General features: G+C 69.8%; 11 protein-coding genes and 1 tRNA gene. 6 read left to right on the top strand and 6 right to left on the bottom strand.

From position 1 onward, the window contains the following. Positions 1-231: 231 nt before the first annotated feature. Entirely contained in the window at positions 232-3,699 is a 3,468-nt protein-coding gene (locus HOV91_RS15600) for an indolepyruvate ferredoxin oxidoreductase family protein (RefSeq protein WP_174186100.1), read from the top strand. A 54-nt stretch (positions 3,700-3,753) separates the two neighbouring features. Here HOV91_RS15600 and HOV91_RS15595 read toward each other — a convergent pair whose 3' ends face one another. The 3 genes from HOV91_RS15595 to amaB all read right to left on the bottom strand — a co-directional run bounded on the left by HOV91_RS15595 (position 3,754) and on the right by amaB (position 7,227). Next, a complete protein-coding gene (locus HOV91_RS15595; RefSeq protein WP_312884628.1) occupies positions 3,754-5,208 on the bottom strand; it encodes a subtype B tannase in 1,455 nt (484 codons plus the stop codon). A 353-nt stretch (positions 5,209-5,561) separates the two neighbouring features. Next, positions 5,562-5,635: transfer RNA gene (locus tag HOV91_RS15590), tRNA-Met, on the bottom strand. Between the two features lie 62 nt (positions 5,636-5,697). Then, positions 5,698-7,227: an L-piperidine-6-carboxylate dehydrogenase gene (amaB, locus tag HOV91_RS15585; protein ID WP_174186099.1), complete on the bottom strand. Its 1,530-nt coding sequence runs from the start codon at positions 7,225-7,227 to the stop codon at positions 5,698-5,700. Positions 7,228-7,339: 112 nt separating this feature from the next. Between amaB and HOV91_RS15580 the strand changes: the two genes are divergently transcribed. The 3 genes from HOV91_RS15580 (at position 7,340) to HOV91_RS15570 (ending at position 10,541) form a co-directional block, all read left to right on the top strand. After that, entirely contained in the window at positions 7,340-7,792 is a 453-nt protein-coding gene (locus HOV91_RS15580; protein ID WP_043688065.1) for an Lrp/AsnC family transcriptional regulator, read from the top strand. Positions 7,793-7,856: 64 nt separating this feature from the next. Continuing rightward, positions 7,857-9,191, top strand: a complete 1,335-nt coding sequence (gene lat, locus HOV91_RS15575) for an L-lysine 6-transaminase (protein WP_174186098.1) — start codon at positions 7,857-7,859, stop codon at positions 9,189-9,191. A 126-nt stretch (positions 9,192-9,317) separates the two neighbouring features. After that, entirely contained in the window at positions 9,318-10,541 is a 1,224-nt protein-coding gene (locus HOV91_RS15570) for a YVTN family beta-propeller repeat protein (protein ID WP_312884627.1), read from the top strand. Between the two features lie 58 nt (positions 10,542-10,599). Here the strand turns inward: HOV91_RS15570 and HOV91_RS15565 are convergent, their stop codons facing one another. Next, positions 10,600-10,944: a hypothetical protein gene (locus tag HOV91_RS15565; protein WP_174186096.1), complete on the bottom strand. Its 345-nt coding sequence runs from the start codon at positions 10,942-10,944 to the stop codon at positions 10,600-10,602. A 204-nt stretch (positions 10,945-11,148) separates the two neighbouring features. Here HOV91_RS15565 and HOV91_RS15560 point away from each other — a divergent pair, with 204 nt between their 5' ends. Further along, positions 11,149-12,564, top strand: a complete 1,416-nt coding sequence (locus HOV91_RS15560; RefSeq protein ID WP_174186095.1) for a serine/threonine-protein kinase — start codon at positions 11,149-11,151, stop codon at positions 12,562-12,564. Between the two features lie 174 nt (positions 12,565-12,738). After that, positions 12,739-14,829 (top strand): serine/threonine-protein kinase, encoded by a 2,091-nt coding sequence (locus HOV91_RS15555; protein ID WP_174186094.1) that lies wholly within the window; start codon positions 12,739-12,741, stop codon positions 14,827-14,829. A gap of 53 nt (positions 14,830-14,882) precedes the next feature. On the opposite strand, the gene HOV91_RS15550 is transcribed toward HOV91_RS15555, so the two are convergent. Continuing rightward, on the bottom strand, positions 14,883-15,821 hold the full coding sequence (locus HOV91_RS15550; protein ID WP_174186093.1) for a patatin-like phospholipase family protein: 939 nt from the start codon (positions 15,819-15,821) through the stop codon (positions 14,883-14,885). Positions 15,822-15,957: 136 nt separating this feature from the next. Beyond that, the gene (locus HOV91_RS15545; protein ID WP_174186092.1) at positions 15,958-17,763 is read right to left on the bottom strand and encodes an acetyl/propionyl/methylcrotonyl-CoA carboxylase subunit alpha; all 1,806 of its coding nucleotides are present in this window, start codon (positions 17,761-17,763) and stop codon (positions 15,958-15,960) included. Between the last annotated feature and the right edge of the window lie 58 nt (positions 17,764-17,821).

Here is a 17,821-nt window from a genome sequence, read left to right as displayed (position 1 = left end):
GATCCGGCCCCGCCGCCTGCCACCCGCCTCGCCGAGGCGCTGATGTGCGCACCGTCACACAGACCTCGCACTGTGCTTAGGTGGTGCCCATAACGAAGCTCGCTGATTGCGCACATTGCTCAATCTATTTGGTCAAGGTTGTGCGTTTGGTTCTTCAGGGACACGATATCGGCAACAAGTGCTCAACAAGGCGAAGCGCCGGATCGGCGCCGAGCGGATGGGTGGATCCGGATGACCGAGCTCGCCGACCGCGATCTGATCGCGGCTCCCTACGACCTGGCCGACCGGTACCGCGTCGGCTCGGGAACCGTCGTCCTCACCGGCGTCCAGGCCATCGCCCGGCAGTTGGTCGAGCAGCACGTGCGCGACCTGCGCTCCGGTCGGCGGGTCGGCACGTTCGTCTCCGGGTATCAGGGCAGTCCGCTCGGCGGCGTCGACAAGATGCTGGCTGGCATGCCGGGCGTGCTCGCCGAGCACGACATCTCGTTCGTCCCGGGGTTGAACGAGGAACTGGCCGCGACCTCGGTGTGGGGCAGCCAGGCGGTGCTGCCCGCGGGCGCCGCGACGCACGACGGCGTCGTCGGTGTCTGGTACGGGCCCGGCCTGGATCGCGCGACCGATGCCCTGCGCCACGCCAACATGTACGGCGCGAATCCGGGCGGGGGCGTTCTGCTGCTGGTCGGCGACGATCCGGCGTCGAAGTCCTCCACCGTGCCCGCGGTGAGCGAGCGCTCGCTGGCGGCGCTGCACATCCCCGTGCTGTTCCCGCGCAACGCCCGCGAGATCATCACCATGGGCCTGCACGGCGTGGCCCTTTCGCGCGCGTCGGGCTGTCTGGTGGCGCTGAAGATCGTGGCCGACGTCGCCGACGGTGCGTGGACCGTCGACGGCTCGGTGGGTGACATCGACATCGCGGTACCCGAAATCGACTGGGAAGGCGCGCCTTTCCGTTACCGGCAGCGTCCGATGGCCGCGCCCGCCGACAGCCTGCTCGCCGAGGCGGATCTCTACGGCCCACGCTGGGAGCTGGTGCGGGCCTACAGCACGCGAAACAGGCTGGACGTGATCGAGGTCGATCCGGCGCGGGCCACCATCGGCATCGCCGCCACCGGAACCACCTTCGACGCGGTCCGCCAAGCGCTGATCGATCTGGGCGCGGACGACGACGCGCTGTACGACGCGGGCATCCGGCTGCTGCGCATCGGGATGCCGTATCCGGTGGCGCCCGAACGGGTCCGGCAGTTCGCCACCGGGCTCACTCGGCTGATCGTCGTCGAGGACAAGACCGCCTTCCTCGAAACCCAGATCCGCGACATCCTGTACGGCGCCGCGGACGCGCCGGAGATCGTCGGCAAGCGCGACGGCGCGGGCCGTCCGCTGTTCGCCAGCGACGGCGAGCTCACCTCCGGGCGTATCGCCGCACCGCTGCGCCGCGTGCTCGACGGCCACCTCGAACTGAAACGGCCTTTGCCGCAACCGCTCTCGCTGTCCGTGCTGCCCGCCAAGCGCGCGGCCTACTTCTGCAGTGGCTGTCCGCACAACCGCTCCACCGCCGTACCGGACGGCTCGCTGGCGGGCGGCGGCATCGGCTGTCACACCCTGGTGACCATGTCCGGCCGCACCGACAGCAAGGTCACCGGGCTGACCCAGATGGGCGGCGAGGGCGCGCAGTGGATCGGCCAGGCCCCGTTCACCGACGTGCCGCACCTGTTCCAGAACATCGGCGACGGAACGTATTTCCACTCCGGCCAGCTCGCCGTGCAGGCGTGTGTCGCGGCGGGGGTGAACATCACGTTCAAACTGCTGCACAACGACGTCGTCGCGATGACGGGAGCGCAGCACGCCGAGGGGGCGCTCACGGTGCCGATGCTCACCCACAAGCTCACCGTCGAGGGTGTCCGCCGGATCATCGTCTGCGCCGACGAGCCGCAGCGCTACCGCAAGCGCGATCTCGCTCCAGGCACCTTGCTGTGGCACCGGGACCGCCTCGACGAAGCGCAGCGCGTGCTGCGCGAGATCCCCGGCGTCACAGTGCTGATCTACGACCAGCACTGCGCGGCCGACGCGCGGCGGCAGCGCAAGCGGGGCACCCTTCCGGTGCGCCGCACTCGGGTGGTCGTCAACGAGGCGGTGTGCGAAGGCTGCGGTGATTGTGGCGTCCAGAGCAACTGCCTGTCGGTGCAGCCGGTGGACACCGAATTCGGGCGCAAGACCAGGATCGACCAGACCTCGTGCAACACCGACTACAGCTGCCTGAACGGCGACTGCCCTTCGTTCGTCACGGTGGAGCTGCCCGACCCGGCGAAGCGGAAGCCGCGCGGGACTCCGCGCGCCCCGCAACTGCCGCACCTGCCCGAACTCGTGCAGGACCCCCCGACGACCACGCAGAACGTCTTCCTGGCCGGCATCGGCGGCACCGGCATCGTCACCGTGAACCAGGTGCTGGCGACCGCCGCGATGCGAGCCGGATACGAGGTGGCGAGCCTGGACCAGATCGGCATGAGTCAGAAGGCCGGACCCGTCGTCTCGCACCTGCGTTTCGCCGTGGACGCGCTGGAGCCCGCCAACCGGCTTGCCCCGGCCTCGGCCGACTGCATCGTGGCCTTCGACCTGCTGGCCGCCGCCGACGGCAAGAACCTGGCCTACGGGCGCGCCGCGAGCACCGTGTCGGTCGCCTCCACCAGCAAGACGCCGACCGGCGCCATGGTCTACGACAAATCGGTCGCCTATCCCGACGAGGCGATGCTGCTGGAGCGGTTGGCGAAGGTCTCGCGGTCGGTGCGGTCCTTCGACGCGCTGGCGGCCGCGCAGGTTCTCTTCGGCAACACCGCCGCCGCGAACTTCCTGCTGGTCGGCGCCGCTTACCAGACCGGCGGCCTGCGGTTGCCGTGCACCGCGATCGAGGAGGCCATCGAGATCAACGGAGTGGCCGTTGCGGCCAACCTCGCGGCCTTCCGGTGGGGGCGGGTGGCGATCGCGCGGCCGGAGGAATTCGCCGCCGCGACTGCCCCGCGTGTGCGCGAACCCGCCGCGACGGCGTTGCCCGGGGATTTGTTCGACGGGCTGGCCGCCACGGGCGAGACCCGACGCCTGGTAGAGCTGCGGGCAGCCGAGCTGATCGGTTTCCACAGCGCGGCGGTGGCCCGCGACTATGTGCGCACGCTGCAACGAATCTGGGATGCGGAGCGGCGAGTCACCGATCGCACGGAGTTCAGCGAGCAGGTGGCGCGCGGCCTGTACAAGTTCACGGCCTACAAGGACGAGTACGAGGTGGCGCGGCGGCTGACCGATCCGGCGTTCCTGGCCGAGGTCGCCGCGCAGGTGCCCGGCGGGGCCAAGTTGACCTACCGGCTGCACCCACCGATCCTGCGCGCCATGGGACGGGACAAGAAGATCGGGATGGGGCCGGGCAGCCACTTCGCCCTCCGCCTGCTGGCCAAGGGTAAGCGGTTGCGCGGAACGAAGTTCGACCCGTTCGGATACACGCACGTGCGGCGGGTGGAACGCGAACTGCTCGCGCACTACCGCGCTATGGTGACGAACCTCGCCGACACGCTGGACCCATCCGGCTACGACCGCGCCGTGCGGGCGGCGGCCCTCGCCGACGTGGTGCGCGGCTACGAGGAGATCAAACTCGCCAATGTCGCGGTCTATGCCGAGCGCTTGCGGGAGCTCGGCATCGAGCCGCCGCGCTGCTAGCGGGCGCCCGTCGGCGGCGCTGCTCGGCGCCGAGAGCCGGGGTGGTCATACGACTCATCCGGCATAACCGGTCACCTTCCCGATCCACGCGATGAAATCCGCGGCGTCTTCGTTGCTGCCGTGGCCCGCGTCCCAGTACATCGCGGCGTCGACGTGGTCGCCGAGATTCTCCAGGCTCGCGGCGAGATTGCCCACGATCGTCAGCGACGTATCGGTGTCCTTGGTGCCGACGCGAATCCACCAGTGCTTCGCTCGGGCGGGATTGCGCTGCCGGAGAAAGAACATCGGGTTCATCATGCTGATCTTCTCGGGCAGGTCGCCGTCGAGTCGCGCACCGGGGTCGCCGGTCGCCCGCCGCTGGCTGAACAAGGTGAAGTGCCTGGCCTTGACGGTTCCCGCGCCGAACTCGTTGTTCTCGCCCGAGGACAGGTCGAAGGCGTCGAAGGCGGGCACGCCCTTCTTCCGCTCCCCGACGTGCGTGAGGAAGTCCGGCCAGGTGAATTCCGCCCGATCACCCGCCCACGTGATCCACGTGTTGTCCGCCAGGTAGCTAGAGCGGTCGGCGTCCGGTAGTGCGTTCAAGTACGCCGTCGCCGCCGGTTCGAGGTAAGTCCGCACCAGGTAGCGGCCGTAATTGTCGGCCGTGAGGGGTCCGAATCCGTTCTTGCCCTGCAATTGCAACGATGCCTGGTAGTCCGTGAACGCCGTGCTCAGCTCCCGCGAGGCCGCCGCGTCGAGTTCGCCGGAGCGCAGTGGATTGGCGCCCCAATTCCACTCGTAAGCCATATCCGCGTGTTCGAGATCGGTGATCGGGCAGTAGGGGGCGGCGGCGAAGACCGTGTCGCCGGCGTCCGCCGCGCCGAGCTCGCTGAGATATCCGTCGTACATCCTGCTGTCACCGGACGCCGCGAGCAGGGCGGACAGCGCGCCGCCCGCACTGACGCCGGTGACCACGATCCGGTCGGTGTTTCCCGGCACCCGGCCCGAGTTGTGCCGCAGGTACCGGACCGCTGCCTTCAGGTCCACGATGGCGGCGGGCGCCACGCCGTAGTAGACGCCGTCGGGGGTGACCAGGTCGCGCCCGCGCGCGCCCGAGTCGACCACGACGTACCCTGCGGCGAGGGCGAGATCCTGGTTCCTCCTCCGGTCGCCGCCGTCGTCCGGTTCGCCGTTGGTCACCGACGAGGCCAGATAGCCGCCGACGGAGTTGCTCAAGAGGATGGGCGCCTTGCTCGCGTCGACGGCGGCGCCGTCGATCTCGACGGGCACGCTGACGTTCAAACTCTGATACGCCTTGTCGACCGGTCTCGCGACATAGACGACGTCCGCGTAGCGGCGGTAGGTCACCTCTTTGTCGCGGTCGAAGGTGACGACGGTCTTCTTCTCCGTGGTGAACGCGTCGGGGTCGAAGACCAGCTCCGCCTTCGCGCTGCCGTTCGGACCGCAGGCGGCGAACATCGGCACGGCGACCGCCGCCGCACATCCCTTGAGCATCGCTCTGCGCTGCACAGCTCTCTCCTTCGCGTTCGTGGCAAACCGCAGGCATCGCGGGGCGACGGCGTCGCCGGAACTCGCATCGGAACGAATCACCTGTCAATAGCGCAGGCGAGAGTGAAGAATATCGACGCGGAGTTGCGCATTCGCGCATCTCCACCACAGCGCGATCCGTACTCGGCCATCCATTGGCTACCGTACCGTCGCATGGCAGGGGGCGGTCGGAGGGCAACTCGTCAGGGAGCACCGAGGAAACTGCCGGTCACCGGATCGGGTGTGGGGGCTTCGAGCGGGCCGATCGTCGCAACGCGGAGACGGCAGAGAAATGGCCCGGGTCGGCGGTGTGAACCGCCGACCCGGGCCTCCAGTAGCGGGGACAGGATTTGAACCTGCGACCTCTGGGTTATGAGCCCAGCGAGCTACCGAGCTGCTCCACCCCGCGTCGTACGGTCAACACTACACAGGGTGGCGCGAACTACCGAATCGCCTGGTGAGGCGGGGTGCTCAGCCGAATTCGATCCCCTGGGCCAGCGGGAGCTCGGTGGAATAGTTGACGGTGTTGGTGGCTCGGCGCATGTAGGCCTTCCAGGAGTCCGAGCCGGATTCGCGTCCGCCGCCCGTCTGCTTCTCGCCACCGAAGGCGCCGCCGATCTCGGCGCCGGAGGTGCCGATATTGACGTTGGCGATGCCGCAGTCGGACCCGTCGGCGGCGAGGAAGCGTTCCGCCTCGCGCTGGTCGGTGGTGAAGATCGCGGACGACAGACCCTGCGGCACTTCGTTGTGCAGGGCGATCGCGCGGTCGAAGTCGTCGTAGGTGAGCACGTAGAGGATCGGCGCGAAGGTCTCCTCCCGCACCACCGCCGTCTGCGCGGGCATGCGCACGATGGCGGGCCGCACGTAGTAGGCGTCGTCGCCGAACCCGTCGACTCGCTCGCCGCCGCAGACCAGTTCGCCGCCGTCGGTCACCGCCTTGTCCAGCGCGGCGCGCATCCCGGTGTAGGCCTTCCCGTCGATCAGCGGGCCGACCAGCACCCCCGCGTCCAGTGGATTGCCCACGGGCAGTTGCCGGTAGGCCCGCTCCAGCCGGGCCAGCAGCGGGCCGACGACGTCGCGATGCGCGATCAGCCGCCGCAGCGTGGTGCACCGCTGCCCGGCCGTGCCCGCCGCGGCGAACACGATGGCCCGCGCCGCGAGGTCCAGGTCGGCGGACGCGGTGACGATCGCGCCGTTGTTGCCACCGAGCTCCAGCAGGCAGCGCCCGAGCCGCTCGGCGACCCGCGGCGCGACCAACCGGCCCATCCGCACCGAGCCGGTCGCGCTGACCAGCGGCACTCGCTCGTCGTCGACCAGCCGCGCCCCGACCTGGCTGCCGCCTTGGATCAATTGGTGCACTTCGGGATCCGCGCCGACCTCGGCCGCCGCGCGCCGCAGCAGCGCGTGACAGGCCAGCGCCGTCAGCGGCGTCGTCTCGGACGGCTTCCACACCACGGTGTCGCCGCAGACCAGCGCGATCGCGGTGTTCCACGCCCAGACCGCGACCGGGAAGTTGAACGCGGAGATGACCCCGACCACGCCGAGCGGATGCCAGGTCTCCATCAGCCGGTGGCCAGGACGCTCCGAGGGCATGGTGTGGCCGTACAGCTGGCGGGACAGGCCGACGGCGAATTCGCAGATGTCGATCATCTCCTGCACTTCACCCGCGGCCTCGGCGGGGATCTTGCCCGCTTCCAGCGTGACCAGCTCGGCCAGATCGCTCTTGTGCGCGGTGAGCAGTTGCCCCAGCCTGCGCACGACCGCGGCGCGGACCGGCGCGGGAACACCGCGCCAGGCACGGAAGGCGATGGCGGCCCGGCCGATCGCGGCGTCGACCTCGTCGAGCGAGCTGGAGCGCAGGGTCGTCAGCTGCCCTCCGGTGATCGGCGTGCGGGCGGGCAGGTCGCCGGGTTCCGGTGGTCCCGCGTCGAATTGGCGGAGCACCGCCTCCGCGCGGGCGGCGAGGCGCTGGGTGGTCCGGTCGTCGAGTACCTCGGTCATGTGTTGTTCCGCCGTACCTTTCGGCCGCGTCGCGGCCCGTTTGTCCCACATCGCGGGAGGGTGGAGGTCAGGTTTCGGACACGAGGCGGGTCGGCTGAGTTAGCCTTCGCTGATGGCGGATACACCGGCAAGACCCGTACTCGATGACATCGATCGCCTGCTGATTCGTGAACTGATGGCCGATGGACGGGCCACTCTGTCGAACCTGGCGGAGAAGGCGAGTCTGTCGGTGTCCGCGGTGCAGTCCCGGGTCCGCCGTTTAGAGGCCCGCGGTGTGATCCGCGGGTACACCGCGCACGTCGATCCCGAAGCGCTCGGCCAACTGCTGTCGGCATTCGTCGCGATCACTCCTCTCGACCCGTCCCAACCCGATGACGCTCCCGCGGTCCTGCAGCACATCCCCGGCATCGAGGCGTGCCACTCGGTGGCCGGCGAGGAGAGCTACGTCCTGCTGGTGCGAGTGGCGTCCCCGCGGCACCTCGAGCAGTTGCTCCAGGAGATCAGAGCCACCGCCAACGTGCGAACCCGGAGCACCATCATCTTGCAGACATTCTATGACAGATAGGGATAGCTCGGAATTAATCCGTTTTGTTGTAGAGGTTCCGTAAATTTTTACGTACCCTCAGGGCGTGACCATCGAACTGGAACGCACCCGCCCGGCGGTCACCCCCGCTGCCCGGGTTCGTGAGATCTTGTCGGCGAGCATCCTGGCCGACGGCTTCGACTTGGTTCTCGACCTCAACCGGTCCCATGGCTGCCGCCTCGTCGACGAACGCGACGGCAGCTCCTACCTCGACATGTTCGGTTTCTTCGCGTCCAACGCGCTGGGCATGAACCATCCCGCCCTCGCCGATGACGCGCAGTTCCGCGCCGAACTCGTCACCGCGGCACTCAACAAGCCCAGCAACTCCGACATCTACACCGTCGAGATGGCCCGCTTCGTCGAGACGTTCGTGCGGGTCCTCGGCGATCCGCGACTGCCGCATCTGTTCTTCATCGACGGCGGCGGCCTCGCGGTGGAGAACGCCCTCAAGATCGCGTTCGACTGGAAGAGCAGGCACAACGAATCCCACGGCCGCGCACCGGAACTCGGCACCAAGGTGCTGCACCTGACCGGAGCGTTCCACGGCCGCACCGGTTACACGATGTCGCTCACCAACACCGATCCGGTGAAGACCGCGCGTTTTCCGAAGTTCGACTGGCCCCGCATCAAGTCGCCCTACCTCACCGACGCCTTCGACGTCGAGGAGGCGGAGGCGTGCGCGCTCGGTCAGGCGCGGCGGGCATTCGAGGAAAGTCCGCACGACATAGCGTGTTTCATCGCCGAGCCGATCCAGGGCGAGGGCGGCGACCGGCACCTGCGGCCGCAGTTCCTGCAAGCCGTGCAGCAGCTGTGCCACGAGAACGACGCGCTGTTCGTGTTGGACGAGGTGCAGACCGGCGTGGGCATGACCGGAAGCACTTGGGCCTACCAGCAACTCGGCCTCGCGCCGGACATCGTCGCCTTCGGCAAGCGGACCCAGGTCTGCGGCGTCATGGCGGGCGGGCGGGTGGACGAGGTGCCCGACAACGTCTTCGCGGTCAGCTCCCGGCTCAACTCGACCTGGGGCGGCAACCTCGCCGACATGGTGCGCAGCCGGCGCATCCTGGAGGTGCTGGAGCGGGACGAGCTGATCGAACGGTCCCGTGCGCTCGGCGCGCACCTGCTCGAGCGGCTGGGCGCGCTCGCCGCCCGGCGCCTCGATGTCAGCGAGCCGCGCGGACGCGGACTGATGTGCGCGATCACGCTGTCGTCGGCCCGGCTGCGGGACGAGGTGCTCACCGCGCTGCGCGAGCGCGAGCACGTACTGATCCTCGGCACCGGCGAGCGGGGCATCCGGTTCCGTCCCCCGCTCACGGTCACCGGCGCGGAACTCGACGAGGCCGTCGACGCGCTGGATCGGGTGCTGACCAGCCTCGAATAGCGCCCGAACCGGATGATCCGGGCAATTCGGCATCCTCGGCGCGGGGTACGCCGAATCCCGGATGAACCTCCTAGGCTTCGCAGCCATGTCCTCTCGTCTACACCACTCTCCGAGCAGGTGCGGCGCGTGAACCGGCAGCGCACCTACCGATGCTGCGCGCCCCACCTCGTCATCCCTCTCGTCGTGCTGTCCGCGGTGGCGGGCTGCGCCGCCAGCGACGCGGGCACGGTGGACACCGAGGGAACCCAGGCCGCCCAGACCAGCGTGGCGGCCCCGACCACCGCTGCGTTTCCGCCGCACATGACCGATCTGTTGCCCGGGATGCCGCCGCCGCTCTCGCCGACCGACGTGTACGCGGCCAACCGCGAGCTCAGCCCCACCGTGGCCGACCACCGCCCGCTGGTCTACGTGCCCAACAGCCAGTCGAACACGGTCTCGGTGATCGATCCGGGCACCTTCCAAGTGATCGACACCTTCCCCGCGGGTGGGTTCGAACCGCAGCACGTCGTGCCGTCCTACGACATGCAGACCCTCTACGTGACCAACGACATGCCGCTGGGCGGCGGCAGCCTGCTGCCGATCGATCCGCGGACCGGCAGGCCGGGCGAACCCTTCCCCGTCCGCGATCCTTACAACATGTATTACACGCCGGACGGCCGGTACGCGCTGGTAGTCGCGGAAGCGGACAAGTCGCTGGACTTCTACGATCCGCACACCTGGCAGAAGGTCCACGCCATCGCGGTCCCCGACTGCGCGGGCGTCGACCACATGGACTTCACCGCCGACGGGCGCTTCGCGCTGGCATCGTGCGAATTCATCGGCCGGATGCTCGTTTTCGACGTGGCCGAGCGCCACATCGTCAAGATGATCGACCTGCCCGGCGGCCGCTCGGGCAAGCCGCAGGATGTCAAGCTGTCGCCGGACGGGCACACCTTCTTCGTCGCCGACATGGCCGCCGACGGCGTCTACCTCTTCGACGCGCACACCTTCGACAACACCGGATTCGTGCCGACCGGCAAAGGAACCCACGGGCTCTACGTCACCCGCGATTCCACCCGGATGCTCATCACCAACCGGCACGAAGGCAGCGTCTCGGTGTGGGACTTCGCGGCGAACGGGCTGGTGCACAAGTGGTTCGTGCCCGGGGGCGGCAGTCCCGACATGGGCAACCTCTCCGCCGACGGGCGCGTCTTCTGGGCGTCCGGGCGCCATCACGGCGAGGTGTACGCCATCGACATCGTCAATTGGCAACTCTTGGCGCGCATCCCCGTCGGCAAAGGACCGCACGGACTCACCATCTGGCCACAACCCGGCCGCTACTCCACCGGGCACACCGGCGTCATGCGCTGACCTCGCGGTTCGCATCGGGCCCCGGTGGGGGCACCCGGGTGCGTTCGGTCGGTGCCGGTCAGGACGGGACCGGACGCAAGCCCAAACCACCTTCCACGAAGCGGCGTACGGACGTCAGGCCGGCGTCCAGCGCGGCTTCGTAGCCCGGGCGCGCCCATCCGTCCACGGCCGCGGTGCCGTCCCTCGCCGGCGTCACCCCGATCTCGGCCACCAGCTCGGCGGTCGTCGGTTCGCAGACCGCCCAGGAGAAGTGCGTCTCCTCCGCCCAGCCCGCGCTGCGCCGGGCCACGTAGTCCGGCTCGGTGATCCCGCCCGTGGCCAGGGCGGGGCGGTCATCGATGCGGTCGTCGGCGCGCAGGGCGCGCAGATACCAGGCGCCCGCGTTGATCTCGATCGGCTCCATCAGCTTTCGTCCGTTCCGTCGCGCCGGTTGCCCCGCCCGGCGAGCGGTACACCCGCGAACACTCCTGCGAATTCCCCGACGCCGAGCGACCTCGCTGCGCCATGATCGGATGGCCGCGACGTCGTTTTTGCGCTCTCCGCGGTACCGAGGCGAATTTCGGGTAGCTCCATCACAAGGAAAAGGCTAGCGGGAGGTTCTATCGAGATGGGCGAGCTATGGTTCGGCCACTACCGCCTCGACCGGTTGCTAGGCAGCGGCGGCATGGGCGAAGTCTGGCTCGCGCACGACACCACCACCGACCGTGCGGTCGCATTGAAGGTCCTGGCCGCCGGGTACGCGGCCGATACGAGATTCCGGCAGCGATTCACCAGGGAGGCTCGGCTCGCAGCCCAGGTGCGCGGGCCACACCTGGTGCCGATCCATTCCTTCGGCGAACTCGGCGGCCGCCTATACCTCGACATGGAGTACATCGAAGGCTCCGATGTGGCCGCGCTGCTGCGGCGCGAGGGAGGGCTCGACCTCGAGCGCGCCATCGACATCGTGGCTCAGACCGCAGGCGCGCTCGATATCGCGCATCGCGCGGGCCTGGTGCACCGCGACGTCAAGCCCTCCAACATCATGGTGACGCCGGACGGCACGGTGTACCTGATCGACTTCGGCACCGCGCAGCGCAGCGACCAGCCCTCGATCACCGCCACCGGCAACGTGGTCGGCACGCTGGCCTACATGGCGCCGGAGCGGTTCGACGGCACGGCGGGACCTCGGTCCGATCAGTACTCGCTGGCCTGCGTGCTGTACGAGTGCCTTACCGGGTGCAGGCCGTTCGAGGGCAGCGATCCGCCCCAGCTGTTACGCGCCCACCTGATGCGGACCCCGCCGCAGGCGTCCGCGCTGAATCCGGCCGTGCCGCCGGAACTGGACGCGGTGATCGCGCGCGGCATGGCCAAAGACCCGGCCCAGCGGTGGTCCAGCGCGGGAGAACTGGCCTCCGCCGGGTACGCGGCCGTGACCGGCCGCGACGCGACGACGGTCGAACTCTCGTCCTCGGTGCCGACCACCGTGTTGCCGCCACCCCGCTGGTCCCCCCGGACCGGTGGCTCACCTCGGGCCGGTAGCGCACCCCGGCCGGGTAGCACGCCCCGGCCGTGGGCGTCCGCCGGTCCGCGCCTCGCGCTGGCGGCTTTCGGGACGCTCGCCGCGGCGGTCGCCGGGACGCTGTGGCTCGGACGGCCCGAGGTGGCCGACGCGGGCCCGGACGCGTCCGCGATTCCGTCTTCGCAGCGGGAAGGCGCGGCGCTGCCGTCGCATGCCCCGGTCACGCCCGCGCCGGTGCCGATTTCGGCGCCCATCCTGGTCCTGCCCGGCGCCGGGCAGCCGTGCGACCCGGCGGTGGACGTGCACCGCGTCACCGTCGACGGCCTCGCGCTGGCCTGTACTGCGTCGGCGGCGGGCCGGGCGAGCTGGCTGCCTGCCGTGGCGGCCCCCACCGGCCTCGGCACGGGCAGCGCCGAAGGCGGCGCGAACGAGTCGTACCAGGGCGCGGACGACAAGCGCGACCGGGGCAAGCCCGGCCATGCGAACCAGGGCAACGGCAGAGACAAGCCCAAGCCGAACAAGTAGGCCGGGCCGCTGCGGGACTGTCGTGGAGCACACAGTGGTGTGCGATGCGGGGCGGGGTTACGCTCCGAGATAGGCCCGCTTTTCGGGATGCGCGCGGTGATCTGCCGATTTCCGATGTCCGCTCCGCGGTGGAGGCCGGGCCGACCAGACGTCGACGGTGACCGGAGGTTCGCGATGGGGGAGGTGCGATTCGGGGGTTACCGGCTGGAGCGGCTGCTCGGCAAGGGTGGCATGGGGCAGGTGTGGCTGGCGTACGACACGGTAGCGGCGCGGTGGGTAGCGCTGAAACTCTTGCCCGCCGACCTGGCGGCCACCGGCGGTTACCGCAAGCGATTCGAGCGCGAGGCCGAGGCGGTGGCGCAATTGCGCGACCCGCACGTGCCCAGGATCCACCGGTTCGGCGAGATCGACGGGCGGCTCTACATCGACATGCAGTTCGTCGCGGGCGACGATCTGGCGGGCAAGCTGGCGGCCGAGGGGCCGATGCCACCGGCGGTCGCGGTCGGCATCATCGGACATGTCGCCATCGCGCTCGACGTGGCGCACCGCGCCGGACTGGTGCACCGCGATGTCAAACCGTCGAACATCGTCGTACACCCCAGCGGTTTCACCTACTTGATCGACTTCGGCATCGCACACGGTCTCGGCCGGACGGCCGTGACCACCACCGGTATGGCGATCGGCACCCTCGCGTACATGGCGCCGGAACGGTTCGGCGGAACGGTGGACGGGCGCGCCGACGTGTACTCCCTGGCCTGCGTGCTCTACGAATGCCTCACCGGCTCTCGGCTCTACGGCGACACCGACCCCGCGCAGCAGATGCACGCGCACCTGATGGCGGCGCCGCCCCGAGCCGGTGCGGTGTGCGCTGCCGTCCCCGCCGCGTTGGACGCCGTTCTCGCTCGCGGACTGGCGAAGGAGCCGAGCCAGAGGTATGCCACCGCAGGGCAGTTCGCGGCCGCCGCGCGCGCCGCGATCGGCGCCCCCGCCGTCGACTCGCGAGCGGTTCCGCCGCCGTTCGGATCGCGCCGTCCGGTGACCAAGCCGGTGACGGGCGTAGCCGCCGCGGCGGTGGCGTCACCTCATGAGCGCAACGCGCATCGTTACGAAAACGGCGCTTCGGCGAAACGTGCTGCGCAAAAGGCTTATTCGCCGCGAGCTGACTCGAAAGCGGCGGAAGGCTGCACGCCGCAGACCGAGGGCGAGGAGGCGCAACCACGGCGAACGCCTGACCCGACCAAAGTGTTGCCGCAGCCAGGGCCGACGCCGACGCTCGTGGCCACCAGGCTGGACTGGTCCGCGGTCACGCCTGGGCCGAATCCTGCACCAGGCGCGCATGTTTCGACTCCGGGTTCGCCGGTGCGAGGGTACGCCGATCCGCGGCTCCCAGTCGGCAATGGTTATCCGCTTGCGGGGCAGCCTTATTCAGCACCTCGGCGGTGGTATCAGAACGGGTCGTATGCGTCCGGAACCGCACGGCCTGGACAGCCGGGTTGGCAGGAGCGGTTGGTCGCTCTACAGGCGCGCGTGCTGCCGCCGAAGCCGGGACCGGTCGTACCGCCGTATCAGCGGCCGGGTGTACCGGCCAGGAAGGTTTTCCCAGCGGTCCAGCGGCCGGGTCGCCCGCCGGTCGCGCGGCGGCGGCCGGGCGTGCCGGTCCCGCGCAGGCGGCCGCGTCGTCGCCGCGGCCTGCTGTCGAAGCTGATCGGGACGCTGGTGGTCGTCTTCCTCGCCCCGTTCGCGTTCGCGGCGGGCTGCGTCGCGTTGATCACGGCGGGCAGCAGAACCGGCGACGCGGGCACGCCCGAGCCGTCGTTGCCGCCTTCGGCGGTGGCCGTGGAGCATCCGGGGCCGCCCGGCGACGACGGGGCGCCCGAGCCGGTGGTGGGCACGCCCGTTCGCGACGGCAAGTTCGAGTTCGTCGTGACGAAGGTCGACACGGGCGTGTCACGAGTGGGACTGCAGACGGCCGCCGGCTCGTTCCTGATCGTCACGCTGGCGGTGCGCAATATCTCCGACGAAACGAAGTGGTTCCTTCCCCTCGGGCAACGCCTGCTGGACTCGCAGAGCACTGCCTTCGACCACAACGCCACCGCCACGATATGGCAGAACACCCAGCAGCGCCTCGGCTACTCGTTCGAGCTGCGCCCCGGGCAATCCGCGACCACCCAGCTCGTCTTCGACCTGCCCGCGGCCGCCACTCCCGGCCACCTCGAACTCCACGACTTCGTGCTGTCCAACGGTGTCCGGGTCCGCCTCGGCTGATCGGTTCCTACTCCCCGCCGGGCACGTAACGCCTGCGAAGCGGAGCACCGCGGTCAGACGGCTGGGATGACGGCGGAGAGCGCGCCGAGGACGGCGCCGCGCCCGATCTGCAGGGCGGCCGCCAGCAGGGTGGTGTCGCGGGCGGCGCTGTCGATGTCGGGCGAGCCGAGCGGCGGGTGGATCTGCAGGACGGACTCGCCCAGCGCGGCGAGCGCCCGGTCCTCGATGTCCTGCTGGCGCGGGCGTTCGAGCCAGGCCCGGTACGCGCCGGGGGCCACCGCGCGCAGATAGCCGCCGCCGACGACCTTGTGCAGGCGCGAAGCGGGCGGCCGCTTCTCGTCCACCCGCCGGGTGCGCAGGACCAAGGCATGGGTGGCGCCCGCACGGACCGCGGTGCGGATCGGCACCGTTTCGGAGAGGCCGCCGTCGAAGTAGGCCGAGTCGCCCAGTGCGACCGGCGGACCGGCCAGGATGGGCAGGCCCGCCGACGCGCGCAACGCACGCATGAGCGTTCGCTTGTCGGTGATGTACGGCCCGAGGTCGACCGGCTGCCCGGTGCGGATATCGGTGGCGATCGGGTGGAATGTCGTGGAGTTCGCCAGGATCGCCGCGAAATCCATCGGTTCGATGCCGTCGTACACCTGGTGCACGAGATACCGCAGATCGAACGCCGGACGTCCGCGCAGGAGGCGGGCCGGGTCGACGGCGCGTCGCATGATCACCGGATCGGTCCAGGAGCGCATGCCCCCGATCGCGCGACCACACAGCAGCCAGGCACCGTTGATCGCGCCCGCAGACGTGCCGTACACCGCGTCGAACACCCCGGCGAGTCCGAGTTCCTCCAGCGCGGACACCATGCCGCTGGAGTACACGCCCCGGCTGCCGCCGCCCTCCACCACCAGCGCCAAGCGGTGACCGTCGGTGCGGCTGGATGCGGCACGGCGCGCGCGGATCAGCTCCGCGACGGGGGAGACGCTTGTCGAGCTGGTCACCGGATCACGATACGACACCCCGGTGTGCGAATCGGGTCCGGCAGAGGCAGCACACGTGACCGGGGAAGGGCCACCGCGTGAACAAATCGGAGCGGGCGCGGACTCCGTCGTCCTGCGCCCGCTCCGTGTCGGTCTATTACTTGATCTCGGCGAGAACCGTGCCCTGGGTGATCGCCGCACCCGCCTCGACGGACAGGCCGGTGACCACGCCCGCCTTGTGGGCGTTGACCGGGTTCTCCATCTTCATGGCCTCGAGCACCACGATCAGATCGCCCGCCTCGACCGACTGGCCCTCTTCGACGGCGACCTTGACCACGGTGCCCTGCATGGGAGCGGTGACCGCGTCACCGGAGGCCGCGCCGCCGCCCGCGCCGCCACGCTTGCGCGGCTTGGGCTTCTTGCGGATCACACCGGCGCCGTTACCGGCCGCGCCCGCCGCGCCCGCGCCGACGGTGAAGTTGCCCGGCAGCGACACCTCGACCCGGCGTCCGCCGACCTCGACGACGACCTTCTGCCGCGGCTGATCCTCGTCCTCGTCGGCCGGGGCGCCCGCGCCGGTGAACGGCTCGACGGTGTTGACCCACTCGGTTTCGATCCACTTGGTGTAGACGTCGAACTTCTCGCCGTCACCGATGAACGCCGGGTCCTCGACGATCGCCCGATGGAACGGGATGACCGTGGCCAGGCCGTCGACCTCGAACTCGGCCAGCGCGCGCCGCGCCCGCTCCAGCGCCTGCGTGCGGTTCTCGCCGGTGACGATCAGCTTGGCCAGCATCGAGTCGAACTGGCCGCCGATCACGCTGCCCTCCACCACGCCGGAGTCCACGCGCACACCGGGGCCCGAGGGCTCCCGGTACACGGTGACCGGGCCGGGGGCGGGCAGGAAGCCACGCCCGGCGTCCTCGCCGTTGATGCGGAACTCGAAGGCGTGCCCGCGCGGCGTCGGGTCCTCGGTGATCTCCAGCTTCTCGCCGTTGGCGATGCGGAACTGCTGGCGCACCAGGTCGATGCCCGCGGTCTCCTCGGTGACCGGGTGCTCGACCTGCAGGCGGGTGTTCACCTCGAGGAAGGAGACCGTCTCGCCCTGCACCAGGTACTCGACGGTGCCCGCACCGTAGTAGCCGGCTTCCTTGCAGATGGCCTTGGCCGAAGCGTGGATCTTCGCGCGGACCTCGTCGGACAGGAACGGCGCGGGGGCCTCCTCGACGAGCTTCTGGAAGCGCCGCTGCAACGAGCAGTCGCGGGTGCCCGCGACGATGACGTTGCCGTGCTTGTCGGCGATGACCTGCGCCTCGACGTGGCGGGCCTTGTCCAGGTACTGCTCGACGAAGCACTCGCCGCGGCCGAACGCGGCGGTCGCCTCGCGCACCGCCGAGTCGTACAGCTCCGGGATCTCCTCGATGGAGTGCGCGACCTTCATGCCGCGGCCACCGCCACCGAAGGCCGCCTTGATGGCGACCGGCACGCCGTACTTCTCGGCGAACTTCACGACCTCGTCGGCGTTCTTGACCGGGTCCTTGGTGCCCGCGGCCATCGGCGCCTTCGCGCGCTCGGCGATGTGCCGTGCGGTGACCTTGTCACCCAGGTCGCGGATGGACTGCGGCGAGGGGCCGATCCAGATCAGCCCCGCGTCGATGACGGCCTGGGCGAAGTCGGCGTTCTCGGAGAGGAAGCCGTAACCGGGGTGGATGGCGTCGGCGCCGGACTTGGCGGCGGCGTCGAGGATCTTGTCGAACACGAGGTACGACTCGGCCGAGGTCTGTCCGCCGAGGGCGAAGGCCTCGTCGGCGAGCTTGACGAACGGGGCATCGGCGTCCGGCTCGGCGTACACCGCGACGCTGCCGATACCGGCGTCCTTGGCCGCCCGGATCACGCGCACGGCGATCTCGCCTCGGTTAGCTACGAGTACCTTCGTGATCCGCGCGCTGGCATGGCTGGGCACTGAGCCTCCTGTGTGCATTCTTTTTGGTCGCTTCGCCGGGGGATGGGTCGCTGCGCAG

Origin of the sequence: Nocardia barduliensis, from assembly GCF_013315795.1 — a bacterium.
In the GTDB taxonomy this organism is placed as follows: domain Bacteria; phylum Actinomycetota; class Actinomycetes; order Mycobacteriales; family Mycobacteriaceae; genus Nocardia; species Nocardia barduliensis.
Note: the sequence above shows the minus strand (reverse complement) of the source record. Positions and strands in the feature narration are given on the sequence as shown.

Coding starts and splice junctions, on each gene's coding strand:
- HOV91_RS15555 (WP_174186094.1), top strand. CDS start 12,739: ATGGGGGAGGTGCGATTCGGGGGTTACCGGCTGGAGCGGCTGCTCGGC.
- HOV91_RS15565 (WP_174186096.1), bottom strand. CDS start 10,944: ATGGAGCCGATCGAGATCAACGCGGGCGCCTGGTATCTGCGCGCCCTG.
- amaB (WP_174186099.1), bottom strand. CDS start 7,227: ATGACCGAGGTACTCGACGACCGGACCACCCAGCGCCTCGCCGCCCGC.
- HOV91_RS15580 (WP_043688065.1), top strand. CDS start 7,340: ATGGCGGATACACCGGCAAGACCCGTACTCGATGACATCGATCGCCTG.
- HOV91_RS15560 (WP_174186095.1), top strand. CDS start 11,149: ATGGGCGAGCTATGGTTCGGCCACTACCGCCTCGACCGGTTGCTAGGC.
- HOV91_RS15600 (WP_174186100.1), top strand. CDS start 232: ATGACCGAGCTCGCCGACCGCGATCTGATCGCGGCTCCCTACGACCTG.